Raw genomic sequence first — 25,677 nt, forward strand, 5'->3', positions numbered from 1 at the left:
TCATGAACTGCGGCACCTTCGCATCATGAACGACTTCAAAAACATCAGAAACCGAGACGCCTGGGCAACAATTCGCGGCTTCGTCTATCAAGCAGATCTAACCATTCTACGCTGGCTTTCACTTCAACCGCACCAAGTTCTGCTACTTGAGCTGGGTGAAGATATCGACACAGTTACCCATGCATTTGACGCACCAGAGGAAGAAACCCATCGCCTCCTTGAGCAAGTCAAGCACCGAGACAACAAGACAACCCTCAGAGACAGCGCAGTAGTTGGCTTCCTAGCAAGCGCACATGAACACTTAAAGCTAAACGCAAACAAAAACATAACACTTCGATACATAACAAACGCACAGCCCACTTACGAACGACCAAATCTGTTCACGCCGCGACAGCGAGCCCTACAGGTCTGGATGGACCTAAGCAGCAAGTCATTAGCATCAATCAGTGAAGACCCCAGCCTTCCAAAGCTGCTGTTCGGACTGCAAAACCTATCACGCCCTGACGACTTAGCCCCAAGCACATGGGATTCGTTCGTAAATTTCACCAAGACTGCGACCTCAGAGGATGCCTCAACATTCATAAAAAGTATTGAATGGAGTTTTGGAGTCGGAGAGACACGCAACCTCAGAGAGCAAATCACCGAAAAACTACTCGAAAGACACGCCGCCACCACCAACGAAGCAACAGCGGCCTACGAGCGAGCCTTTGCCCATGTCTTCGCGACACTCAGCCAAAGCGGCCTCAAAAGTCTATCTCCACCCGACTTAAAAAACGTTATTGCAGGGCTTGGCCTCGATCAAACCTCGATCCAGCGCATCAACATCACCCAAAATCTACTATCAGCCCTCAACTCGAGAATGGGCGACGTAGAAGCAATTCTCTCCCAGCAGCAACTCGCCCTTGGCGAAATTGACACAGCAGTAAACAACCTGATTTCCGAACACCAACAAACCCCGCAAATCAAATACGCCCCAACTCGCACGAACACAAAATCCTACCCGCCGATAGTGCCGGGCGCAGAGCGACCAGAACTGCTGGAAAAGCTCCTTCAATCCCTAGACACAAAAACATGGGTAGCTCTAACAGGTGATCATGGCGCTGGAAAAACGCAACTAGCTAGGCGGTTGGGCGAACACCACCTACCACGCCTACATTGGCTTCGACTGCGGGGTCTTTCCACAGAGGCAGCCTCAACGCTTATCTTTAATACAACGAGTACCTTTACGCCAGAAGCAGACCACCACCCATTACTTGTCCTAGACGACCTACCTCGCATTCGGCATGGAGACCTATTATCAGACCATCTAACCGACCTAACGCAGAACAAATCAACAAGCCACATTCAGCTATTTTCAACCAGCAACCACCAACTACCCATCCAACTACTAGATTTACTAGGCATCCATATCGAATCAATACCCACACCGAGATTCACAGACAGCGAGGCCAAGTCGCTATTCGCCAGCACACAGGCGCCATCGGATTTTCTGGAGAACAGCAAACTTATCGAGACCCTAAATGCTCTCGCAGGCGGCCACCCCACACTGCTCCAAGCAATGTCTCGGTATCTAAAAAAGGCAAACTGGGCAATATCCGATGACTCGACGCTCACCGGCATATTTCGCCGAGACTACGCGCAACCGATCCAAGCCGAAATTCAATCGATCATTAAATCGACAGTATCAGAACCAGAGTCGCGCGAACTTTTATACCGACTAGACATCGTGGTCGGTTCAATATCTGAACAAGAAATTCGCACGATTTGCGCCGTTTCCCCATCCATAGAGCACCCATTTGAACATACTGCCGAACTTACTGGCCTCTGGCTGCAACCAGAAGACCACCAGACATATTCGCTCTCCCCCCTCCTCAAACAGTTCGGCAAGGTCAATCTTCCTACCGCAAGATTTCAGCTAATCAATCGTTCTCTGGGCGAGTCGATCCTTAGCCGCGGAGTCATCGCCCCAGCAGACGTTGACCGATGCATCATATATTTCACGGCGGCCGACCTAGCCGAGCGAGCAGCAACCTTGCTTCTCGCCGGCCTAGCGATGCTACTCAAGCATAAAACTTCTTCGTCTTGGCGCTACAGTACGTGGCTGAGTCTTTGGGCAGACTCGCCACTCCCCTCCAACATGAGGCTTGACGCCAAGCTAGTTCTTCGCGGCGTTCAGACCCAAGCAAGAGAAGCCTATTCTCTGCCCGTTGACTTCATATTAGGGGACCTGGACGCTCTACTCACAGCCGCAGGTCCGAAAGAAAGCGAGGCTGTGATTATCGCATGCACCCATGCAATTTCAGCCAACACCAGCTCAGCGCCGGAGCGGAACTTCAAATACTCCAAAGCAGCACTTCGAGCTTGGCGGTCAACCCTGCCAGCGGAGCGCTCTTCGGCAGCCTTGGATCTGCCCTCTCACGTAGAATGGGCCCTTTGGGTCATGGCGACCAGCGTGCGTTCCGTCTCAAATCTAGAGGATTGGATTTCCATTTTCGAGGCGCTTAGTCCAGAACAGCAGAGCACTGCCCTGCAAAGCCAAATGGCCAACCGCGGCACCATGCTAATGGTCGATCAACTCTGGCTCCACGAGCAGGACAAAGATCCGCGCCTCCAGGATTGGCCATCGATCATCGCTACATTAACTCACTGGCATGACAAGGCAAGACGACTCAAGCGTCCCGAATTGTCTGCAGCCGCGATGCGCGCCCTCATCGCAATCAAAGCAGAAGTCGAGTCTCAGCCCCAAGAAGCAATCGTTCTTGCCCGAGAAGAGCTCAAAATCCATACCACAGACTCTCTTCCAGCATTCATGATCAACGAATGCATCGGGCGAAATCTAGCCTACAAGAACATGTGGCCAGAGGCATTTCACCACCTCATTTCCGCCACTCAGTACACTGGCTCTGAATTGCCGGTCGAACGCATGCTTGCACACCTGGAAGCAAGTTATGCAGCGACCAAGACAGGAAATCCAGATCGAATCTCATTAGCCCAAAAGGCCGTTTCCATTACAGATGAGTCCTCAACAATTGGCCCCACAGAGCGCGTAAAGGCTCTAGCCGAACTGGCGATCGCACTGTGGCAAACACACGGCCTATCACAGGCATTCGACACATGGAACCTAGCTGCCAAGGAGTTACTAAAAGTCACAACTGATGATTTCCGCCGCAATGGCCTATTCATGATTTTCGGACATTGCACGGGTTACTTCATGATACTCGCCAGGACCGGCCATCCGCCCGCATCCCTTCCTAACGGACAGCACTATGCACCGCCTCAAAGCAGGCTCTTTCTAGGTGACCTGACTCGATTCGGTCACCTATTTAACGAGTCGAACACTTCGTACCTATATGCGCAAATGGCTTGGTTCGCCGATGGCGTAAACAACGTTTCACAGGCTGAACATTGGGCTCTCCAAGGCCTTGAAGCCCTTGAAACGGCACACCTTCCAATTGCTCAATCCGTACTGATCCACCAGTCGCTCCCGCACCTTCTTGGGGCGAATGTTTTTGGACGAGTCATTGCCAGCGCCCCCCATTTTGCCCATTCTCCAAAGTACAACTCTCAGGACCGAGAGCAGCTAACGAGGCAACTCATCTGTCCGCCCGTAGCACTGCGATTAGCAACGCTAACGATCACCGACTTGACTACAGCGCATCTGGCGGCGAACGAAACGGCAATGTCATACAAAGCCATGGCCGAAAAAAGCGAGCTTCCTGCTCCGTGGAAAAAGGCGGCACACTTGGTCCAGGAGCTTGTTCAGCCTCACGCCACTGCCGAAGTTCTTTTTAACCATCCGAGAGAAGAGAACTTCCCCAAGGAATGGGCACTGCATTTCATGAGCAACATATTTGGCTCCATTCAAGACACGTGTCCCCTTGGCCTGGCCGCCGTTGTTCAGTCAGACCTGCTTGCACATTTTTACAACAACACAACCCCCGATCATTCGATGACCCATCGAATTGTGCTTCCTTTTATCTCTGCATTTTGGATGAAGGTTTGGGGCGAACGACGATTTCTCCTGCGTACTCCACGGCTATTGGCCGGAGTCTTCAAGGAGCCCACCTCGATTGGCGATGTGAGGCAACTTCTCCATGCCGTCATTCAAGATCAAGCCCAGACACCATCCGACATTGCAAAACAATGGATTTTGTCAACCGGATCAAAGACAAGACCGTAACAACACAAGCATCCGCCCCAAGTGCAATCTCACTCTGATGCAGTGCTTTGGATCCGTGGAGGGACCCGTGAAGCTCACGGGGGTCTTCCGGGGCCGGAGGCTGCACACGTTCACGGTGTGGCGGCTGGGGAACTGATCACTCCGGGCTGAGGAACTTGTTCACGACCGGGTTGTCGTTGGAGTCCCAGCCCAGCACGCCCAGGTACATGCCCCGGCGGCCCCCGTCGTCGGTCTGCGCGTCGAAGTTCACCGGGCAGGGACCGCTGCCGCACAGCCAGCCGTGGAAGAAGATGCGCTGTCCACCGTCGAGCGCCGCCGCGATGTCCGCGCCGCCAGGGCCGCACACGCCGCCGGTGCTCCCGTCCGTGAGTAGGGTGTGCTGCGTGACGGCGTTGAAGGCGTTGGCACCCAGGCCATTGGCCCGCATCCAGATGGTCTCGTAGGTGCACTTGTTGTACGGGCCGCGCGAGGCGAACAGGATGTAGTCGCCAGCGCGCTTCACCAGGACCGGGTTCTCCACGATGCGGTCCGAGCGCAGCAACTGGCGGCTGGTGGCGCCGCTGGCCACGTGCGTGCCCGCCGCGTTGAGCCGGACGATGCGCAGCGACGAGGGCAACTGCTGCGTTTTGTAGAGCAGGAAGCGCGTGCCATCGCTGTCCTTGAAGCCGGACGGGTCGATGACGCCAGCGTTCGTGAGCGGACGGCCCGGGACGTTGTCATCCGGCGCAGGCGTGTTCGCCAGTCCCGGGCAGACCAGCGGGCCACCCGAGACCGGAGTGAACGGTCCCAGCGGCGAACTGGCGGTGGCCGCGCCGATACAGCGCTGGTTGGCGTCCAGCCCGTCCACCGGAGCGGCGAAGTAGACCACCCATTCGTTCGCGCTGATCCGCTCCAGGTCCGGGGCCCACATGACGCCGCCCGTGGCCCACGAAGGCTTGGCGGTCAGGGCCGGCCCTTCCGCCGTCCAGGGACCGGTGCCGATGTTGCCCTGGGCCGATGGAACAAGGCTTCCCGTCGACATGCCGTAGAACTGGTCGTTGTGGCTGACCACCGTCGGATCGGCGAACCCGCCACCGCCCGGTGCAAACACGGGACGGGGCGCGGCGCCCGCAGTCAGGGAGACATGGAGACAGGCAACGAATGCGCCAAGGGCGCTACGGCGGAGTGGCGTCATGGGAAATCCTCCTCGACGCTTTCTATCAGAATTCCAGCTTTTACTCGTCTACACTCCGACTCGCGGCGCCTTGGTAGACTTGAGCACTCATGCTCCCGAGTCGACCCAAGCCTGGCCCCAGGGATTTCTCGTTCCTCCAGTCGAGCCAACTGCTGAATCCGCATGATCTCGTCACGGTCTGCACAGCGCTCGCTACCCACCTGGACGAAGGCACGCCCGAGGCAGCGGACTGGCACCGTCGCCTGGCACAGGCGCTCTTCGAGCATTTCGGCCTGTCAGGCTTGCCCCAAGCCCACGCTGCCTCCATGGCTGAGAGCGGCAGCGAGCTTCGTCACAATCTAGGGGACCATGAGGTGCGTCCGCTTGCAGCGGGATTCGAGCTGGCGAATGCCTGGCGCTATCGCAAACAGCTCCTCGCACTCGCGCTCCCCGTGGGGCTGCTGGAGGGGCATCCTTTCTGGTTCACGTTCCCACGCCGGCTGCCAGAAGCGCTCCGCCCGATAGCGGAGAGCGTGTCCGACCGCCTGCTGAGGCACGCTCATGCCGCAGAAGATCTCGTGAGTGAGTTGGACCGCGTCATCGTTGCAATGTGGGGCTGCCCCGTCGAGCTACTGGATTCCAGTGTGATGGCCGAGACGCTCGTCGCGCAGGGGCTTACGCTTCCGCCGCCTCCTCCTCGTGACGATGACGACTGGTCTTCACACTAGAGCGCTGACAACAGAAGCATGACGAAGAGGAACGCGAAGTAGGTCCGGGCCGCGAGCTTTCCCGAGAGCGCGCGGGGCCTGCGGTCCTTGAAGAACAGCGTCAGGTTGATGACCGCCATTCCCAGGGGCAGCAGGAAGAGCCAGCCTTTGGTCAGCCACAGATAGAGCCCTGACGCTCCGGCCATCACCGCGAAGGCAATCACGGCGCTGGCCTTGGAGCCCACCTCGTCGGAGTAGAGCTTCTCCCCTGGCTTCGTCGTCCCCGGCCATGCGGTCTTCCGCATGACCTCCCAGTGCAGGTACAGGAAGACCATGGCCAGGATGGCCAGCAGTCCCTGGAGATTCAGCGGCCTTCCGGTGCGCTCCGCGTGCGCCACCCATACGTAGAGGCCGTGGCCCACGTGGAGCTGGATGGCAATTCCAATCATCAGGAACATGCTGCGCTGATACGCGATCCAGTGCTTCTCCAGCGCCCAGAGCATCAGCGCGTGCACCATGATTCCCAACAGGATGGCGGCCCTCACCCAGGACACGGTCAGGTTGGTCCCCAGCAACACGGCCGCATTGAGCCCCAGCGCGACGTACAGGTCCCCGAAGGTGACGTCTCCTTTCGCCAGCCCCCGGTTGGGGTTGTGGACGAGGTCGTATTCGTAGTCGCGCAGCTCATCCACGATGCGCATGAAGTAGCCCACGCCGATGATGCTCAATGCGACGTGCAGCAGGTCCGGAGAGAACGTCAGCCCCGGGCCCCCGTCGAGCACTCCGAACATCCCGTCCAGGCTCACGCACCAGAGCGAAATCACCAGCAGGTAGAACAGCGGCGGGTAGCGCTGCACAGAGAAACGCAGCGTTGCCCTTGCCCGCTCCATGACCGTCCTCCTCATGCCGCCACCAGTGTGACCGTGCCCGTGGAACCATCCACGCGGACCCTCGCACCATCCGGGATGCGCGTGGTCGCGTGCGCCACTCCCACCACCGTGGGGATGCCGAACTTCCGGCCCGCGATGGCCGTGTGCGACAGCATGCTGCCTCGCTCCACGACGATGCCTCCCGAGGCCAGCATCAGGAACAGCCAGCCCGGATCCGTCTCCTTCGCGATGAGGATGTCGTCCTTGCCCAGCGTGCCCACCGCGCCCGGGTCCAGCACGACGCGCGCGTTGCCCTCCACGATGCCCGCGCTCGAACCGATTCCCTTGAAGAGCGAGGCGTCATCGTTGGCCGCTTCCACGGCCCTGGGGATGCCGTCCGCCACGCTTCCCACCGTGGTGAAGTCACGCGGCGGCTGGCGCTCCTGGTTGTCCTGCTGCTCCCTTCGCCGCAGCCTCGCGAGCTCGCCCAGGTTCCTCGTGACGCTCCGGCCTTCGAAGTGGTCCAGCACCTCGCGCATCGTGAGGTAGTGCACGTCCAGCGGTGCATCCAGCACGCCCCGCTCCGCCATCCGCTTCCCGAGCGCCGCGAACACCTGCTTGCTGAAGCCGAAGAGCTGGCCTCGCCAGAACCGGCTGTCCTCCCGCAGGCCAATCACCGTCCGCAGCCGCTCCAGGAGCTGCTGGATGGCCAGCTTCCGCAACGGGTGTCCTTGGAGGAGCGTCGCCAGCTGCGCCTCCGCTTCCGTGCGCCTTGCCTTGTCGGACGCTCGCAACTCCTCGCGCGTGACGGACGTGCGCGCGTAGGACTGGACGACTCGCACCAGGTCCCAGGGTGTGTCCCGCAGGTTCGGGCGCTCCACGTTCAGCTCCTGGACGCCCCGGTCTCCGTACTCGCTCAGGTGTTCGCGGAAGGCTCGGGCGAACGCAGGCGGCACTTCCCCGGCGTCGATGCTTCGCCAGAGGGCTTCCGCCTCTCCTTCGTCGAAGCGCTTCGCCAGCGCCGGATCCGCGCGCACCATTTCCGCGAGCGCCACCGCGGAGAGCAGCGCGTGCGTGCCCGCGTCCGGCTTCGCCCCGCACAACAGGCCCACGAGCAGCGCACTGGGGTCCTCTCCGGTCCACTTGAGCAGCAGCCTGCGCGCCAGCCCGAAGCACGTGTTGATGTACCAGTGATTGATGAGCGTCAGCCCCCACCAGTTCCCCACCTCCGTCCAGACTCGCCGGAAGTGGTGGATGAGGACCAGCGGGTCCTCCCGCTCCACGGGCAGCGCCCTCAGCCCCGCGAGCGTCTGCTTCCACCACGTCTCGAACGCTTCGAAGTCCCGCTGGAACGTCGCGGTGACGCTCAGCGCTCCCAACGCCGAACGGCCCAGCGCGTAGGCGTAGCTCGCGGTGCTGGGGAAGCTCTCACGGTGGCCGGGCAGCCGGATGACCAGCGACGCGTCCCGCTGGAGCACGTCCTCCAGGTCCCGCATGGACGTCGCCGCGATGAACGGGTTGATGCCATTGACGTGCATCAGGTTCGACAGCGAGTGGTAGACGCGCCCGTCGATGAACCCCAGCATGTTCTGGAAGGCCGGCGCCTGGTCGTGCAGCGCCTTCTCGTCCGCGCCCTTCATGCGGCGCAGCAGGTCGTAGAAGATGACCTCGTAGAAGTAGCTGGCCAGTGAGTACGTCAGCGGCGTCGTGACGCCCGGGAAGCTCTCCGACACGTTGCCGCAACCCCAGACGCGGATCTTCCGGAAGTCGAAGGCGATGGGCCGCGCCTGCAACACGTGCAGCGTGCCGTCCTCCGTGAAGGTGCCCTCGATGTCCTGGGGCATGCCGAAGCTGCGCTCGATGTCTTTCGCCAGCGCGGCCAGCCGCTTCAGCTCGTCATCCGTCAGACACGGCGCGTCCCGCAACGGCTCCGGCACGGGCCTGCTGATCAGCTCGCCTCCGGGCTCGGGGTTCTCGCACAGCATCTCCGCCTTGTGGCCCAACTGCCTTTCGATGTGCCCCGTCTCCGGATGGATGAAGTAGTGGTCCACCCCTACCCGCTCCTGGACCACGCCCTCGCCGATGCCGTGCCCCGCGACGACCAGCGTTCGCCGCTCGGTTGTCTTCGGGTCGCACGTGAAGGCCACGAAGGAACGGCGGCCCGGAATCATCCGCTGGACTCCCACCGCTACCATGAGGCCTCGGACGTCGCGGCCCTGCGCCAGCCGGTAGATGAGCCCTTCCGGTGTGTAGGCGGACGCCCAGCAGCGGCGGATCCGGTCCAGCAGCGTGTCCCTGCGCACGTAGAGGAACGTGGAGCTCACGCCCGCGAAGGGATCCGTCTCCGAGTCCTCGCTCTCCTCCAGCGCCCGGCCCACGACGGAGGCGCGCACGGCCACCATGCCGCTTGCGCCGAAGGTCCGGTCGAAGGTGTCCAGGATGGTGGCTTCGCGCTCGGCGCCCAGGGGGACCTGGAGGAAGAGCTTTTCAATCTCCTCCGCGACGCGGCGGATGTCCTGATGGGAGGTCCGGTCCACCGCCGTGGTGAGCCGGTCGATGGCGGACTGGAGGGGCCTGACCACTTCCTGGAACATCGTGGTGGTGAGGCAGAAGAACTCGGGGACCGGGAAGCCGTGCTTCGCCAGGTGCTGCTGGCGCGCGAACTTCTGGCCGACCTGCTGGGGATCGCTGGCCTCGGTCATCGAGACGAGCGGAAGGGGGGAAGGCATGGGAGGGGTTCCTTCAGGATGGAAAGTCATTGAGCGCGCTTCGCAGGGCATCCACCGGGGACCGCGACAACAGGTCCTCCGGCCCGAGCACCTCCGCGAGCCGCGAGACATCCAGACACTGTGATTGGGTCAGCAACTCCAGACGCTCCGCCATCGCTCGGGCCCGGCGGCTGGGGACCTCGCGCAGGACTCGCGGGAACCAGGCCGGGGCTCGGAGCTTCACGGTGGGACGCTCCAGGCCCAGCCGCTGCGCCACCGTGCCCAGGAACTCCCCGCGCATCAGCGGGCGTGAGTAGGCGACGTTGAGCGCCTGCTGTTCGGGACGCGGCGTCTCCACCATCCGGCTCGCGAGCCGCCAGAGGATGCGGCCCAGGTCATCCACGTCGATGACCGAGCACCCCACCCTGTCGTCCCCCACCTGGACCCCGCGCTTCAGGAGCTTCACCATCGCGGGCAGGACGAACCGGTCCCCGCGCCCGAGGAGGAAGCGCGGCCGGAGCAGCGCCGCGTGGAGGCCGTTCCGGACCGCGTGCTCCGTGACGACGTCCTCGGCCGCCACGCGCGAGCGGGCCAGGGCGGTGATGGGGCGCAGCGGATGCTCCTCCTTCACACCCCGGTGCGGCCCCGGGCCATAGACAGACATGGAGCTGCCGAGGAGGACGCCCCGGCAGTCTCCCTGGAGCCGCGTCAGGAGCCGCCGCGTGCCGTCCACGTTGGTCCGCTCGAAGCCCATTCCATCGGTGTCCCGCTGCTTCATGGCGAGGTGCAGGACCACGTAGGGGTACGGGGGAAACAGCGCCTCGGGGATGCCGTGCAGGTCTCCGCGCACGACGTGCACACCCTCTCCCCAGTCACGGCCGTCGGGCGAGCGCACCAGCGCGTGCACGGGATGCGCTCCGCGCTGGCGCAGGAAGGCCTGCCCCACCATGCCGGTCGCGCCCGTGAGCACGACGCCGAAGCCGCCTACCAGACCCATGGGACCAGCCGCTTGCGGCTCGCCGCGTACTCGGCGTAGCCCGGGAAGGAGCCCAGCAACAACCGCTCCTCGTGACGGATGCGCAGGAGCACCGCCGGGACGAACAGCAGCGCGAACACCGCGATGCCCACGACGGCTGGGAACACCAGCAGGTAGCCCACGTGCGCCAGCAGCATGCCGGTGTACGCCGGATGCCGGAGCCTCCGGTACACGCCCTCCGTGACGAGCAGGCTCGCGTCCGGCAGCCGCACCCGGTGCGAATAGGCCTTCCCCAACGTGCGGATGGCCGTGAGCCGCAGCGACACCCCGGCGATGAAACAGAACAACCCCACCGCGCGCGGCACGGGCCCCAGCTCCAGCGTGGGGAACGCGACCGCTAGGAGGAGGGTCGCCAGCCGCGCAATCGCATACAGCTCCAGCGTGGCGCTGTCCCGCTCCGCGGTGGGCTTGCGCGTCTCCCGCAGCGTCACCCGGCTCTCCACCAGCATCCACGTCAGGTACAGCCCCAGCATCAGGCCCGCGATGGGCCGGCTGTCCTCCGGCGTGCGCAGGACCTGCCGGATGCCGAGCGGAATGAGCAGCCCCACGCCCGTCACCAGCAGCAGCGTGGGCATCCACCGGTGCAGGTTCTTCATGACGCCTCCTTCGCGCTCAGCGCGCCAATCAGACCGTGGAAGCAGCAGGTGTCCTCCTGCCAGCCCTGCACGGCGATCCACATGCGGGCGCGGCGTCCGACGGTGCGCACCGGCTCCGCCCACTCGGGGAGCCGGAAGCTGACGAAGGTGCGGATGACCACCGGCACGTCGTTGCGCACGAAGCGCCGGAACTCCAAGGACAGCCGCGTCATGATGAGCGACCAGTCCAGGGGCAGCCCCACGCCGTGGATGGTCGCGATGCTCGCCTGCCGCGCCAGCTCCGTGAGGAGCATGCCCTGCACGTGCTCGGAGGGATGGTCGAAGACGAACTCCGGGGATTCGGTGAACGCGTTGAACTGCTGGAGCGCGCCCACCCGGCACGCGTTGGCGAGCAGCACGTTCGCCGGGTCGCGCTTGTGCACCAGCACCGGGTCGATTCGCTCCAGCGGACGGGCCTGCTCCGCCTCACTGAAGGACTGCCGGCCCTCGGAGACGGGGTTGCGGACGGGGATGCGGGCCAGGAGCTCCGAGACGTTCTCCGGCGGGTCCCGCTTCCACGGGCCGCCCACGCGCACACCCACGGGCGTCGCGTCCGCCCACTCGGCCAGCGCGGGGAACTCGGCGGCGCGCGTGCCCAGGTAGAGACCGCAGTGCTCCTGGAGCACGGCGGCCAGGAACTCCGCCTCGTCCACGTCCTTCACCGGGATGCGGCAGGGGTGCTCGACTTCCGGGAGGAGGGGCTCCGGCACCAGCAGGAACGGGACGGCCTCCGGCGACGCCACCCGCACGCGACGCTCGGGATGGCCTGAATCGGAATCCATGTCTGCCTTTCTCCAGCTGAGGGGAAAGACAGTCTAGGAATCGCGATATCTGAACACGAGAACCGGGGGAGGCCCGCTTTCACGCGACGGGAGAGCAGACCCGGAGGATTCGCGGGGTCTGTTTCATGAACCACCATGACACGTCGCGAAATGCGTCTTGGATTGAGACGGCCGGTGCGGCCGCGGGCTCACTGTGCCTCGTGCGCCACCGGCTCGCCGCAGGCCCGCGCTTCCAGCTTCGCTCCCCCACCACGCAGGTAGAGGGTGCCCGTGGTGGGCATCGCGTCGGAGCGCTGGCGACCCACCGCCACGCGCACGGGGTCGCGTGCCTGGGCGCCGTGCAGTGATGAACACCTGCAACAGGTGCGACCCCGGCGGGGGCGCTGGCTGGCGAACAGTCGAGCGGACCCCGGGTTGTAGCCGGGCGGGAGCGTGATGACGGTGCGCTTCCAGCAGGACAGGTGGCGGGCAGGCGGGCGTGGGAGGCGGGCATGGGGACGGTCAGCAGTCGTGCGTGGCTTTCGGCGTTGTCGCTGGTGGTGGGCGCGGTCCCGGCGTTCGCGCAGGGCGAGCCCTTCACGCCGGATCCGATGAGCGTGCGCCGGCTGGCGGACCTCCCCTCCGAGCCCCGCTTCGCCCCGGACATGAACCGGCCGGATTCGCAGGTCACCGCCGAGCTGAACGGACGGTTGTACTTCCTCGCCGTCCTGCCCGGCACCAGCGGTGCGCTGATCCATGACCTCTGGGTGACGGACGGGACGGCCGCGGGCACCCGCTCCGTGCAGGAGGAGCTGCTGCCGCCGGACACGCACGTCGATCCGGCCTCGCTGCGCGCCACGCCCCACCGCCTGTTCTTCACCGCGTCGTCGCCGGGGATGGGCCGCGAGCTGTGGACGAGCGACGGCACGCGCGAGGGCACGCACGTCACGCGCGAGCTCAACCCGGGCCGGCTGGATGGCGTCGGCTACCAGGCGCCCGTCTTCGTCATCGGTGAGTCGGTGCTCTTCTCGTCGGCGGGGATGGGCGAGACGGAGTTCGACCTCTGGAAGTCGGACGGCACGGAGGCGGGCACCGTGCCCGTGAAGGACATCTTCCCGGGGATCCACTCGTCGCGCCCCGGCAACTTCGTGCGCGTGAACGACACCATCTTCTTCGTCGCCGAGGGCCCCGAGGGCATGGAGCTGTGGCGCACGGATGGCACCGGGGCGGGCACCACGCTGGTGCGCGACATCCGCCCCGGCACGGGCCACTCCGTTCCGCTCCAGCTCACCGCCGTGGGCGGCACCCTCTACTTCACCGCCGAGGACGGCCAGCACGGCCGCGCCCTCTGGAAGTCGGACGGCACCAGCGAGGGCACCGTCATGGTCGCGGAGTTCGTGCCCTCGGGTGGCATGCCCCACCTCCACCACTTCACCGCGCTGGGGAACACGCTCCTCTTCCTCGTGAGCGGCACGTCCAGCGGCATGGAGCTGTGGCGGACGGACGGCACGGAAGGGGGCACCCTCCCCGTGAAGACGCTGCTCCGGGGCATCCTCGACGGGGCTCCGGGCATGACGCTGGTCCCGGTGGGCCCCCGCGTCTTCCTGGTGGGCCAGGGCGGCGGCTCCGGTGATTCGCTGTGGGTGACGGACGGGACGGCCGCGGGCACCGTGCGCATCCCACGTCCCACCGAGTCCGGGCTCGAGACCGTGCGCGGCTTCACGCCGTTCGAGGGCGGGCTCGCCTTCATCGTGACGACGGCCCTGGGCGCGAGCGAGCTGTGGCACACGGACGGCACCCTCGCGGGCACGTCCCGGCTGACGCGGCTGCCCGCGGGCAGCGTGTACGGGCCGGCCACCGGGCTGGTGTCGCGCCAGGGCGCGCTGCTGACGGCGGCCGGGGACCCGTGGACGCCGCGCGCCCTGTGGCGCATGGAGCGGGATGAAGCGGCGCCGACCTTCGTGTGCCCCACCGCCCGGGACGTGGCCTCCAACCGGCCCGAGGGCACGCTGACGCAGAACCTGACCCCGGCGCTGGTGGGCTCCCCGTCCCAGGTGACGATCCGCACCTCCCACCCGGACTACAGCCTGCTGCGGCTCAACCAGCCCACCCTGGTCACCCATCAGGCCGAGGACGCCACGGGCCGGCTCGCGTACTGCGCCACCTCCATGACGTCGAGGGACCTGACGGGGCCCGCCATCAACGGCTGCCCCACGGAGCTGACCCTGGGCACGCGCTCGCCCCTGGGCCTCACCTTCTATTACCCAACCCCGAACATCCAGGACGAGACGAGCCCGGACGTGCTCGTCACCTACAGCCCGGAGGACGGCAGCGTGCTGCCCCTGGGCACCACCCGGGTGACGATGACGGCGAAGGACTCGGCGGGCAACGTCAGCACCTGCTCCTTCCCCGTCACCATCCGCGACGGCCAGGCGCCCACCGGGGCCTGCAAGGTGAGCGAGGTCCGCGTGGAGGCGGAAGGGCCCGAGGGCGCGCACGCGTACTGGCCGGACCCCACGCCCACCGACACCATCTCCAGCCAGGTCAGCGTCCGGAGCACGCACGCGTCCGGGGACCTGTTCCCGCTGGGCCTCACCCGCGTGGAGGTCATCAGCACCGACGAGGCGGGCAACAGCAGCACCTGCGAAATCCAGGTGCGGGTGCGCGACTCGCGGCCGCCGCTGCTCACCTGCCCGCAAGACCAGACGCTGACCACCGCGGTGCTGACCGGCACCCGCGCGGAGTACCCGTCCGCCACCGCCGAGGACGCCGTCTCCGCGGCGGACCTCTCCTACAGCCCCGTCGTGGGCACGCCGCTCGCGCCGGGCCTGCACTCGGTGCAGGTGACCGCCATCGACGCGGCCGGCAACGCGTCCCTCTGCAACTTCCAGCTGACCGTGGCGTACGACCCGACGAGCGACATGCGGCAGGGCCTGAGCTGCTCGGTGGGCGGCGGCCCGTCGTCGGCGGTGGGCTGGGTGGCGCTGCTCGCCCTCGCCTGGACGCTCAGCCGCCGTCTGAAGGACGGCAGGCCGCGCGGGTGAACCCCAAGCAGTGCGGCGCGGGGGACTTCCGCTACAGTCCCCAGGGCCCCCATGGACCTCACCCTCTTCGTCGTCGGACTCGTGAAGGTCGTCCTCGGTGGCCTCGTGGCCGCGCTCGGCATTGGCCTGAGCATGCGCGGCCTGGGCCGCCTGCTGGACAGCCACCCCGTGGAGGAGCTGCGCCGGGGCAACGTCGCCTCCGGCCTGGTGCACGCGGCGAGCCTCGTGTCGCTGGGCCTGCTCGTGCAGCACGCGCTGAAGGCCACCAGCGACGCGGTGGACCTGGCGGTGCAGAACCCGCCCGTGTCCGCCCTCTCGGTGCTCCAGTTGCTGGGGCTGGCGCTGGTGCACGTGGGGCTGTCGCTCGCGGTGGGCGTGGCGGTGCTCGCCCTGGGCGTGCGGCTGTTCGACAAGATGACGCCCGGCATCGAGGAGCTGGAGGAGGTGCGCAAGGGCAACATCGCCGCCGCGCTGCTCTTGTGCGCCTTCCTGCTGGTCATCGCGCTGCTCACCGCGCCCGGCCTCCAGGCCGCGCTCAACGGCCTCATCCCCTTCCCGCAGCTGCCCACCGGCATGCTGCGCGCGCCCGCCTGAGCCGCCGCCATGGTCGCGCGCATGTGGAAGACGCCGCTGTCGCTGGTGCTGGTGGGAGGGCTGCTCGCCTTCACCGGCTGGGAGGGGGTGCTGGCGAGCAAGGCGGGCCGGCTCGCGGAGGCCCCACGACCGGAAGGGGAAGTGCCTCCGGACGATCCCCAGGAGGCGCGGAAGGACCTGGGCGTGGTGCTGGTGCCGGAGGACACGCTGCCGGAGCGCGCGAAGGCCTATGACTGGCGCGTGGAGGGCCTGGAGCCCGCCCGTCAGCAGCTGGCCTATGGGCTGGGCGAAGCGGTGGAGCGCGGGCTGGAAGAGGCGCACCGCGACTACAGCGTGCGGCTGCGCTACCGCGCCATGGGCCCGGAGCGCTTCACCTACGTGGCGCCGCCGGGCTGCGGCACGGACATGCGCTGCATCTACGCGGAGCTGATGCGCAGCAACGCGGAGCCGGTGCGCGTGCTGGGCGAGCGCTTCGCCACCTCCATCCGCGAGCGCGACCTGGACGCGGCGCAGGCCACCGAGCTCATCCTCGGCTTCGTGCGCCGCATCCGCTACGAGCTGCCCGGCGACGAGCCCTTCGGCATCGTCCCGCCGGGGCTGGTGCCCGCGCAGGACCGGGGCGACTGCGACTCCAAGGCGGTGCTCGCGCTGATGCTGCTGCGGCAGGTGGGCGTGGACGCGGTGATGCTCTACTCGGACGCGCTCGCGCACGCGGCCATCGGCGTGGGGCTGCCCGGCACCGGCACCCGCATCCCCTTCGCGGGGCGCGGCTACCAGTACGTGGAGCTCACCGCCGAGGGCTGGCCCCTGGGGATGATTCCTCCGCAGTACGACAAGCCGCGGCTGTGGCGGGTGCTGCCACTGCCGGACGCCCCGGGCTGAGCGCCCTGGCGGCTTACGCCATTTACCTGTATTCCTGCTCTGTCTATTTCCCAGGTGGGGGTGGCACATGACAGGTTCACGGACGTGGATGACGGTGGGGCTGGTGGCGCTGGCCACCGGCTGTGGCGCGGCGGGAGACTCGGAGTCTCCTGTGATGGCCGGGGTGGAGCAGGCGCTGGGCGCGTGCACGCACTCGGTGACGACGAACACGTACGACGGCCCGGAGTACTGGGGCACGCTCGTGTTCAAGAACACGGGGACGGTGGCCATCGCCAACCCGGTCATCGCGCTGGACGTGCCCTCGGGGGTGACGTGCGACGATGACCAGCCCGGCTGGACGCACACGCAGTCGGGCCGCACGTGCACCTTCACGCGCACGTCGTCGCTGACGGTGGCGGTGAACACGTCCTACACGTTCAACTACTCCACCAACTCCAACACGTCCTTCACCGCGGCCAACGTGAAGGTCCAGTCCGACAGCTGCGGCGGCACGTCCCCCGGCGGCTCGGGCCTCACCGCGAACCAGAAGAAGGTGGCGGAGGCGCTCACGAGCATCTGGGAGAACGACACGCCCACGCTGGACTACGCCTATTCGGAGAACATCGGCGACGGGCGCGGCTACACCAACGGGCGCGCGGGCTTCTGCACCGGCACGGGCGACGCCATCCAGGTGGTGCAGTGCTACCGGGCCCTGCGCACGGAGGCCAATGGCAACCGCCTGGCGAAGTATTGGAATGGCCTCACCGTCATCAACAACCGCTTCCTGTCCACCGGCGAGGACCAGGCGTCCACGGCGGAGCTGGACGCCGTGGGCAACTGGACGGCGGACTGGGCGGCCAGCTTCAACACCGCCGCGACGAAGGCGGACTTCAAGCAGTGCCAGGACCAGGTGAGCGACGCGCTCTACTACACGCCCACCCTCAACGAGGCCGCGAAGTGGGGCCTCACCCAGGCGCTCACCAAGGCGGCGCTGTACGACGCGTCCATCAACCACGGCTTCGACGGCATGAAGGCCCTCATCCGCCAGGCCAATACGGCATCGGGCAACAGCGGCCAGGTGGCGCCGGTGATTGGCTACAACGGCATCACGGAGAGCGCGTGGCTCCAGAAGTTCCTGGAGAAGCGCCGCGACGTGCTGGCGGGGGACTCCACCTGGGTGGAGGCGGTGGACCGCGTGGCCGCGTACGAGAAGCAGCGCCGCCGTGGCAACTGGGACCTGGGCACCGCCCTGCGCAACGACGTGCGCGCCCGCGACTGCTGGACGACGGCCTACCCGTCAAGCGGCTACACCGTGCGCAACATCAACCCGGACGGCACCTGGAGCACGCCGGCCTCGTACACGTACTCCTGCCAGTAGGCCGGCCGGTGATGCGGGAGGACAGTCCGGCACACGGGCCGTGACGGCGGGCGCCCCGGGATGGCATGACCCGGGGCATGGCCCGTGACGTCTCGTTCTTCGACAAGCTCGCCTCGCTCCTCGCCCAGGAGCGCGAGGCGGAGAAGGCCCGCACGACCGCGCTCACCCAGGGGCTCTCCCTGCGCGAGCGCGAGGAGCAGGGCCTGTCCGTGCTGGACCTGGAGACCGTCGAGGAGGAGGTGGGCCTGGGCGGCCGCATCCTCCTCACGCTCGCCCGCGCGGACCGGGGGAAGCTGCCCACGCGCCTGTCCAACGGCGACTTCGTGGCGGTGCTGCCCCGCCGCGCGGAGGTGAAGGACCCGGCGAAGGCGCTCGTGTCGCGCGCCACCTCCACCCGCATCCAGCTCGCCTTCGACCGCGAGCCGCCCGCGTACCTCTCCGAAGGGCTCCTGCGCCTGGACGTCGTCCCCAACGACGTCACCTACGAGCGCGTGCGCGCGGGCCTCCAGCGCGTGAAGGCCCTGGACAAGGGCCAGGAGCGGCACAAGCGCGAGGTGCTCCTGGGCAACGAGCCCCCGCGCTTCGACAACACGAAGGACTTCACTCCCAGCCGCCCGCTCAACCCGGAGCAGCAGGACGCCGCCAAGCGCGCCCTGGCCGCGGAGGACTTCTTCCTGGTGCACGGCCCGCCCGGCACCGGCAAGTCCACCGTGCTGGCGGAGGTCGCGGCCCAGGCCGTCGCGCGCGGAGAGCGCCTCTTGTGCACCGCGGCCAGCAACGCCGCCGTGGATCACCTGCTGGAGCTGTGCCTGGAGCAGGGGCTGCGCGCCCTCCGCGTGGGCCACCCCGCGCGCGTCGCCGCCCGCCTGCAGGAGCACACGCTGGACATCGTGGTGGAGGAGCACCCGGACCGCGTCGTCAGCCGCGACCTGTTCGACGAGGCCTTCGACCTCTTCGGCTACGCGCGCCGCCAGCGCAACCAGGGCCGCAGCCGCGCGCGCTTCTCCAACGCCCGCTCCTCCACGGCGGAGGCCAAGGACCTGATGGACGAGGCGCGCAAGCTGGAGAAGAAGGCCGTGAAGGCCGTGCTCGCCCGCGCGGACGTGGTGTGCGTGACGCTCGCGAGCCTGGGCTCCGGCGTGCTCGCGGGCGAGGAGTTCGACCGCGCCCTCCTGGACGAAGCCACCCAGGCCACCGAGCCGCTGGCCCTGCTGGGCTTCCTGCGCGCGCCCAAGGTGGTGCTCGCCGGAGACCCGCAGCAGCTGCCGCCCACCGTGCTGTCGCAGGAGGCCGCGAAGGCGGGCCTGGGCACCAGCCTCTTCGAGCGCCTGCTCCAGGACCACGGCGACGATGTGAAGCGCATGCTGCGCGAGCAGTACCGGATGAACGCCGCCATCATGGCCTTCCCCTCCAAGGAGATGTACGGCGGCGAGCTGCGCGCCCACCCGTCCGTGGCGGACCGCACGCTCGCGCAGGTGCTCGGCCCCGGCGCGGAGGTGGACGCCCCGCCCGTGCTCTACCTGGACACCGCGGGCAAGGGCTTCGACGAAGAGGTGGAGCCCACCACGCACAGCCTCCTCAACCCGGGCGAGGCCACCTACGTCATCGCCCGCGTGCGCGAATTGCTGGCGCGGGGCCTGTCCCCGCGCGAGCTCGCCGTCATCGCCCCGTACAGCGCCCAGGCGCGCCACCTGCGCGAGGCGCTGGAGGCCGTGCACCCGGAGGTGGAGGTGGACACCGTGGACGCGTTCCAGGGCCGGGAGAAGGACGCCATCCTCGTCAGCCTCACCCGCTCCAACAGCGAGGGGCAGCTGGGCTTCCTCAACGACCTGCGCCGCATGAACGTGGCCCTCACCCGCGCCCGCCGGCACCTGTTCGTCGTGGGCGACTCCGCCACCCTCAGCAGCCACCCCTTCTACGCGCGCTTCATCGAGGGCACCCAGACGGACGGCGGCTACCGCTCCGCCTGGGAGTGGCCGGACCCGGCTGAGCAATGATTGTCATCCCAACGACTCCGGCCTGCCCCCCGGGACTACGCAAGGAGTGCGAGCCGGACGCGCGAAAATTGTCGGGTCGCTGAACGAATTTTGTCACCCGCCTGCCTGCCTGGCGCGGGAGACGGCCGGAAATCAGGCATTTGGCTCCATCCATGGGGTCGGCACGAAGGATGCTTCTCTTGCCGGACACGGAGGGAATGCATGTCTCAAGCGCCTGTGGTGACCAAGGAGAATGACGTCTGGGTGATTCGGATCGACCGGCCCAACGGCAAGACCCAGGAGTACCGGTGCGCCACGGAGGGCCAGGCCCGGCAGCTGGCCATGGTGCTCGGCAAGCCGGACACCGGCGGCCCGCCGCGCCCGGCGGCGTCCAGCAGCGTCGCGTAGGGTCGCCAGCACCCGGGGGGACGGAGTAAGGCGTGAAGGCACGAGGAGGCCCCCGTGCCCGCCGCCGCATTCGAATCCCTCACCGTCGACGCAGAAGGGCTGCCGCTGCACGTGCGGCAGCGCGGCCCCCGGGGCACGCCCGCCGTGCTGTTCCTGCATGGCTGGCTGGACCACTCCCACAGCTTTGATTTGCTCTGCGAGCACCTGCCCGGCTCCTGGCGCACGGTGCTGCTCGACTTTCGCGGCATGGGTCAGAGCGGCCACGCCGGCCCCGGCGCCGCGTACCACCTGAGCGACCACCTGCTGGACGTGGAGGCCACCCTGGACGGGCTGGCCCTGCCCCCGGTGCACCTGGTGGGGCACTCGCTGGGCGGCATCGTCGCGCTCGCGTACGCCGCCGCGCGCCCGGAGCGCGTCCTCAGCCTGACCCTCATCGAAAGCCTGGGGCCCTCCGGCGGCCCGGCCGCGGGCGCCCTGCAGCGGCTGCGCGGGTTCCTGGACGACTCGCGCCGGCCGCGAACCGCAAGCGCTACCCCTCGGTGGAGGCCGCCGCGGAGCGCCTGCGTCAGGCGAACCCCACCCTCTCCCCGGACGCGGCGCTCCTCTTCGCGCGCCACGGCACCCGCCGGACACCCGAGGGCGACTTCGCCTTCACCTTCGACCCCCGCCACCGCCGCCGCTTCGGCCAGGGCTACGACGAGGCCCAGTGGCTGGCGCTGGAGGCCGCCGTCACCTGCCCCGTGCAGCTGCTTCGCGGCACCGAAGGGCTGTCCCCCGCCCCGGAGCTGCTGGAGGCGCGGCTGGCCGCCCTGCGCACGCTGGCCGCCCCGCCCCGCTTCTTCGAAGGCGGCCACCACGTGCACCTGGAGCAGCCCGCCGCCGTCGCCGGTGCGATCGCGGCCTTCGTCGCCAGGGCCTCCGCGGGCCCGGCTCCGGAAGCGTCCAGTTCATGACCTGAAAAGTTGGGGGTGCAGGTTGGCAAAAGGTCGGGAAAAACCTTTCACCCTCCAGGGCAACCCGGTTCCCTCCAGCGCTCACTTGGCCGCCGGAGTATGCGCCAAGTCCCTGAATTCAGGGGGACGCGAGGCCACGGCCCCGGGCGGCACGGGTCTTGATTAGGGGTAGCCCTGGATGGATCACGTGTCCCGGGCATCCGTGTGCGTGTGGTGGGGAAGGGTGGGGAGCGGACAATGGTGATGGGGTGGAGGGGTCGGGTCGTCCTGCTGGCGTCATTGGTGGCGGGGACGATGGCGTGTCACGAGGAAGACCAGACGCGCGGGGTGCAGGCCACGGCGGTGCTGGACGTGGACGCGCTCGACTTCGGCGAGGTGCCGGTGGGCGAGTGGCGTGAGAAGGAGGTCCGCATCCGCAACGTCGGCTACGTGCCGTTCTCCGCGCTGGAGGCGCTGGGGATTGGCAACAACCCGTCGTACCAGGTGGAGCTGACGGACGGAGGCGGCCGCGTGCCGCCGGGCGAGTCGCATGTCGTCAAGGTGCGCTTCCACCCCCTGAAGGAGGGGCCCGTGGAGGAGACGCTCCGCGTGACGACGGACGCCAACGTGGGCGCGCTCCAGCAGCTCCAGGTCCAGGGGCTGGGCACGCCCACGCGCATCGGCGTGAGCCCGCCGGTGCTGGACTACGAGACGCTGGAGGTGGACAGCGACCGCACGCTGGAGGTCACCGTCACCAACCCGGTGGACCTGCCGCTGACGCTGAAGGTGGCGGGCGACCAGGCGGACCCCTTCACGCCGGACACCATCACGGTGCCGCCCAACAGCACCCGGGTGGTGAAGACGAAGTACCTGCCCCGCGCGCTGGGGCAGATGGGCGCGCGGCTGGAGGTCCTCTCCTGCGAGACGTGCACCCCGTCCGTGGTGGACCTCAAGGGCAACTCCGTGGCGAGCGCCTTCGTGTTCGACCCGGCGCCCGTGCCCTTCGACGAAATTCCGGTGCACGAGCGCACCGAGTCCTTCACCCGCGCGCGCAACGTCACCTGGCGCCCGGTGACCATCTCCGCGCTGGCCACCAGCGACCGGGCCTTCTCGCCGCTGACCCGGCCGGAGGGCCGCACGGTGCAGCCGGGCGAGGTGGTGGAGATGCGCATGGAGTTCGCCGCGCGCTTCTCCGGCCCCAACGTGGGCAACCTCACGGTGGCGTACGCGTCCGACAAGTCGCGTGAGTCCCGCGTGATGCTGGATGCGCGCGGTGGCCGGCCCACGCTGGCGGTGGCCCCGGTGGCGCTGGACTTCGGCGAGCTGCCGGTGGGCGGCAAGCTGGAGCAGGTCATCCGCATCACCAACGCGGGCAGCAACGGCCCCCTCACCTTCACCGGCGTGCGCGCCGACGGCGACGCGGTGCAGTTCGACGTGGGCACGCCCACGCGCGGCACGCAGGGCTATGCGTGGAAGGGCGGCACCTGGCCCGCGCTGGAGGCCAACGGCCTGCAGATTCAACCGGGCGACGACGCGCTGGAGCTGAAGGTCTACTTCGAGCCCAGGAACGAGGGCACCTTCAGCGCGACGCTCTACGTGCAGTCCAACGACCTGTTCACGCCCGAGCGCGCCATCGTCCTGACGGGCCGTGCCCGCGCCTCCGGCCCCTGCGTCTACGAGCTCCTGCCGCAGCCGAAGCTGGAGTTCGCCAACGTGGTGCCGGGCCGCGGCGCGGTGCTGGGCTTCTACTTCCGCAACCCGGGCCGGGCCGAGTGCGCCATCAAGGACGTGCACCTGTCCAATGACGGCGGCGGCGTGTTCTCCATGCCCGGCGGTCCCATCACCGGCGGAGTGGTGCTCTACGACACGGCCTTCAGCTCCATGATTGCCTTCAAGGCGCCCACCACGGGCGGCGAGTTCAACGGCGAGCTGATGCTCACCGTCAACAACCCGGCCTACCCCACGGTGACGCTGCCCATCCACGCGGTGTCCAACCCGTCCTGCCTCGTGGCCACGCCGTCCTTCGTGGACTTCGGGCCCATCCGCTACGACTGCCCGGCGAAGCCGCGCAAGACGTTCCTGTCCAACCGCTGCAGCGAGCCGCTCACCGTGGCGGACGCCACCATCGGCAACGGCACGTCGAAGCAGTTCTCGCTGCTCACGCCGGTGACGGCGCCCATCACGCTCCAGCCCGGCGAGGGCTTCGAGATGGAGGTGGACTACGCCCGCGACGTGCTGGGCCAGCACTACAGCCCGCTGTACTTCCAGGCGGACACGGAACCCAACCGCTTCCTCGTCCCGCTGCTCGCGGAGACCAACCACGAGGGCATCCAGGTGGACCGCTTCACGCAGGGCACCGACAGCCAGCTGGACGTGCTCTTCGTCGTCTCCAACACCACCACCATGGAGCCCTACCAGCAGCGCCTGCGCAACGCGATTCCGGGCTGGCTGCAGCGGGCGAAGGAGCTGAACGTGGACGTGCGCGTGGGCGTCACCAGCACGGGCCTGGTGCAGCGCCAGGGGCTGTGCGGCGGCGGCGCCAACGGCGGTGAGGCCGGCCGGCTCTTCCCGGTGGACGGCAGCCGCGCCCGCGTGGTGTCCGGCAACAGCGCCAACGCGGCGGCCACCATCCAGGCCAACCTGGACGTGGGCCTCTGCCACAACCTGGTGCAGGGCCTGGAGACGACGCGCCAGGCCCTGTCCGCCCCGCTGTCCGAGCAGGCCGACGACGTCCGCACCCCGCAGCCCAACGACGGCAACCTGGGCTTCACCCGCGCCGCGGCCCGCATGGCGGTGGTGGTGCTGGCGGACGAGGACGACCACTCCGGCTTCACGCCCGACAGCTACATCCAGTTCCTCCAGACGCTGAAGGGCACGGGCATGTCCCAGCGCAGCAACCTGCACGCGCTCATCCCCAACGGCGCCTGCTCCACCGCGAGCAGCAGCGCGGACCGCTTCGCCGCGGTCGCCAGGGGCACGGGCGGCACGGTGGGCTCCATCTGCGAGGGTGACTACCGCGGGTTCCTGGACCCCATCATCCAGAAGGCCGGGGAGCCGCAGGCGGACTTCCCGCTCACCGCGACGCCGGACGGCACGCAGGAGCTGAGCGTGCGCGTGAACGGCCGCATCCTGGGTGCGGACCAGTGGACCTACGACGCGGGCCGCAACGCGGTCGTCTTCGCGGCGGGCTCCGTGCCCACCCCGGGCCAGGCCGTGGAGATCCGCTACCGCAGCGTCTGCGCCCCCACGCCGTAGCCGAGGGGCCGTCGCCGGTACGACGCCGTGACGCAGCGCGGCCGGGCCGGGCCCTCCAGGGGGCCGGCCCGGTTCGCGTTTTTGGGGGTGCTCGGGCTTTTGAGTTCCGCACTGACGCGGCTATCGTCACGGCTGGAGTGGAAACGTTCGGCCGCTATGAATTGCTGCGAAAGCTGGCCACCGGCGGCATGGGGGCCGTCTACCTTGCCCGGCAGAAGGGGCCGGTGGGCTTCCAGAAGCTGCTGGTGGTGAAGCGGCTGTTGCCCCACCTGTCGGAGGACGACGAGTTCCTCCAGATGTTCCTGGACGAGGCGCGCATCGCGGCGCTGCTCAACCACCCCAACATCGCGCAGATCTACGAGATGGGGGACGTGGACGGGCAGTACTACATCGCGATGGAGTACGTGCACGGCGAGCCCCTGGGGTCGCTGGTGCCGCGCGCGTCCGCGCACCCGGGCGGCTTTCCGCTGGGGCTGCGGTGCCGGATCATCGCGGAGGCGGCGGCGGGGCTGGACGCGGCGCACAACGCGCGCAGCCCGTCCGGCCGGAAGCTGTCGCTCATCCACCGGGACGTGTCGCCGCAGAACGTGCTGGTGGGCTTCAACGGCGGCGTGAAGCTCATCGACTTCGGGGTGGCGAAGGCGCAGGGGAAGCTGTCGCAGACGGTGGTGGGCACCATCAAGGGCAAGCACGCGTACATGTCCCCGGAGCAGGCGCGGGGTGAGCCGCTGGATGCGCGCTCGGACGTGTTCGGGCTGGGGACGGTGTTCTACGAGCTGTTGACGGGCGGGCGCCTGTTCAAGCGCGAGACGGAGATGGCCACGCTCAAGGCCGTCGTGGGGCACAAGATCGTCCCCCCCTCGGAGGCGGTGCCGGGGATTCCGAAGTCGTTGGATCCCATCGTCTTCAAGGCGCTGGCGCGCAAGCGCGACGACCGGTTCACCACGGCGGGCGAGCTGCAGCTGGCGCTGGAGGAGTTCCTCCAGCAGGAGAAGCTGCACGGCACCAGCGCGCACCTGGCGGCGTTCATGCGGGACGTCTACGCGGACGAGCTGGAGGAGGAGCGCTTCGCGGCCGAGCCGACGATGATCTACTTCGACCCGCGCCTGATGGCCCGGCCGGGCAGCGCGGCCGCCGCGAAGGCCCCGGCCACCGGGACGACGCCGTCCGCGGGCAAGGC

At 67.4% G+C, this 25,677-nt stretch carries 18 protein-coding genes; 11 read left to right on the top strand and 7 right to left on the bottom strand.

Annotated elements, in window-relative coordinates; translation table 11 throughout:
- The first annotated feature begins 25 nt into the window (after positions 1-25).
- Positions 26-4,180, top strand: coding sequence for a hypothetical protein (locus ACLEQD_RS02265; protein WP_410381369.1), 4,155 nt, complete (start codon positions 26-28; stop codon positions 4,178-4,180).
- A gap of 136 nt (positions 4,181-4,316) precedes the next feature.
- Here ACLEQD_RS02265 and ACLEQD_RS02270 read toward each other — a convergent pair whose 3' ends face one another.
- Entirely contained in the window at positions 4,317-5,201 is an 885-nt protein-coding gene (locus ACLEQD_RS02270; protein WP_410381371.1) for a family 43 glycosylhydrolase, read from the bottom strand.
- 242 nt (positions 5,202-5,443) lie between these two features.
- Here ACLEQD_RS02270 and ACLEQD_RS02275 point away from each other — a divergent pair, with 242 nt between their 5' ends.
- Positions 5,444-6,061, top strand: coding sequence for a hypothetical protein (locus tag ACLEQD_RS02275; protein WP_410381373.1), 618 nt, complete (start codon positions 5,444-5,446; stop codon positions 6,059-6,061).
- Here the strand turns inward: ACLEQD_RS02275 and ACLEQD_RS02280 are convergent.
- The 6 genes from ACLEQD_RS02280 to ACLEQD_RS02305 form a co-directional block, all read right to left on the bottom strand.
- A complete protein-coding gene (locus ACLEQD_RS02280) occupies positions 6,058-6,930 on the bottom strand; it encodes a hypothetical protein (protein ID WP_410381375.1) in 873 nt (290 codons plus the stop codon). The genes ACLEQD_RS02275 and ACLEQD_RS02280 overlap by 4 nt on opposite strands.
- 11 nt (positions 6,931-6,941) lie before the next feature.
- A complete protein-coding gene (locus ACLEQD_RS02285; RefSeq protein WP_410381377.1) occupies positions 6,942-9,638 on the bottom strand; it encodes a PEP/pyruvate-binding domain-containing protein in 2,697 nt (898 codons plus the stop codon).
- A gap of 13 nt (positions 9,639-9,651) precedes the next feature.
- Entirely contained in the window at positions 9,652-10,614 is a 963-nt protein-coding gene (locus tag ACLEQD_RS02290) for an NAD-dependent epimerase/dehydratase family protein (protein ID WP_410381379.1), read from the bottom strand.
- Positions 10,602-11,249, bottom strand: coding sequence for a methyltransferase family protein (locus ACLEQD_RS02295; protein WP_410381380.1), 648 nt, complete (start codon positions 11,247-11,249; stop codon positions 10,602-10,604). Before ACLEQD_RS02295 ends, ACLEQD_RS02290 begins: the two co-directional genes overlap by 13 nt.
- Positions 11,246-12,070 (bottom strand): AfsA-related hotdog domain-containing protein, encoded by an 825-nt coding sequence (locus ACLEQD_RS02300; RefSeq protein WP_171422132.1) that lies wholly within the window; start codon positions 12,068-12,070, stop codon positions 11,246-11,248. Before ACLEQD_RS02300 ends, ACLEQD_RS02295 begins: the two co-directional genes overlap by 4 nt.
- Before the next feature lie 188 nt (positions 12,071-12,258).
- Entirely contained in the window at positions 12,259-12,381 is a 123-nt protein-coding gene (locus tag ACLEQD_RS02305; protein ID WP_410381382.1) for a hypothetical protein, read from the bottom strand.
- Between the two features lie 180 nt (positions 12,382-12,561).
- Here ACLEQD_RS02305 and ACLEQD_RS02310 point away from each other — a divergent pair, with 180 nt between their 5' ends.
- The 9 genes from ACLEQD_RS02310 to ACLEQD_RS02350 all read left to right on the top strand — a co-directional run.
- Positions 12,562-15,093 (top strand): HYR domain-containing protein, encoded by a 2,532-nt coding sequence (locus ACLEQD_RS02310; protein ID WP_410381383.1) that lies wholly within the window; start codon positions 12,562-12,564, stop codon positions 15,091-15,093.
- A gap of 51 nt (positions 15,094-15,144) precedes the next feature.
- Positions 15,145-15,687 carry a DUF350 domain-containing protein gene (locus ACLEQD_RS02315; protein WP_410381385.1) on the top strand — a complete coding sequence of 181 codons (543 nt, stop codon included), beginning with the start codon at positions 15,145-15,147 and terminating at the stop codon, positions 15,685-15,687.
- A 9-nt stretch (positions 15,688-15,696) separates the two neighbouring features.
- On the top strand, positions 15,697-16,569 hold the full coding sequence (locus ACLEQD_RS02320) for a hypothetical protein (protein ID WP_410381387.1): 873 nt from the start codon (positions 15,697-15,699) through the stop codon (positions 16,567-16,569).
- A gap of 67 nt (positions 16,570-16,636) precedes the next feature.
- A complete protein-coding gene (locus ACLEQD_RS02325; protein ID WP_410381389.1) occupies positions 16,637-17,926 on the top strand; it encodes a chitosanase in 1,290 nt (429 codons plus the stop codon).
- A 77-nt stretch (positions 17,927-18,003) separates the two neighbouring features.
- The gene (locus tag ACLEQD_RS02330) at positions 18,004-19,923 is read left to right on the top strand and encodes an AAA domain-containing protein (protein WP_410381391.1); all 1,920 of its coding nucleotides are present in this window, start codon (positions 18,004-18,006) and stop codon (positions 19,921-19,923) included.
- 201 nt (positions 19,924-20,124) lie between these two features.
- Positions 20,125-20,310 (top strand): hypothetical protein, encoded by a 186-nt coding sequence (locus ACLEQD_RS02335; protein WP_410381393.1) that lies wholly within the window; start codon positions 20,125-20,127, stop codon positions 20,308-20,310.
- A gap of 144 nt (positions 20,311-20,454) precedes the next feature.
- The gene (locus tag ACLEQD_RS02340) at positions 20,455-21,429 is read left to right on the top strand and encodes an alpha/beta fold hydrolase (RefSeq protein ID WP_410381400.1); all 975 of its coding nucleotides are present in this window, start codon (positions 20,455-20,457) and stop codon (positions 21,427-21,429) included.
- Positions 21,430-21,500: 71 nt separating this feature from the next.
- Positions 21,501-24,497 carry a choice-of-anchor D domain-containing protein gene (locus tag ACLEQD_RS02345; RefSeq protein ID WP_410381395.1) on the top strand — a complete coding sequence of 999 codons (2,997 nt, stop codon included), beginning with the start codon at positions 21,501-21,503 and terminating at the stop codon, positions 24,495-24,497.
- 137 nt (positions 24,498-24,634) lie between these two features.
- Positions 24,635-25,677 (top strand): serine/threonine protein kinase (locus ACLEQD_RS02350; RefSeq protein ID WP_410381397.1); only part of this gene is annotated, 1,043 nt, incomplete at its 3' end.

Source organism: Corallococcus sp. 4LFB (assembly GCF_046520365.1).
GTDB classification, from domain to species: domain Bacteria; phylum Myxococcota; class Myxococcia; order Myxococcales; family Myxococcaceae; genus Corallococcus; species Corallococcus caeni.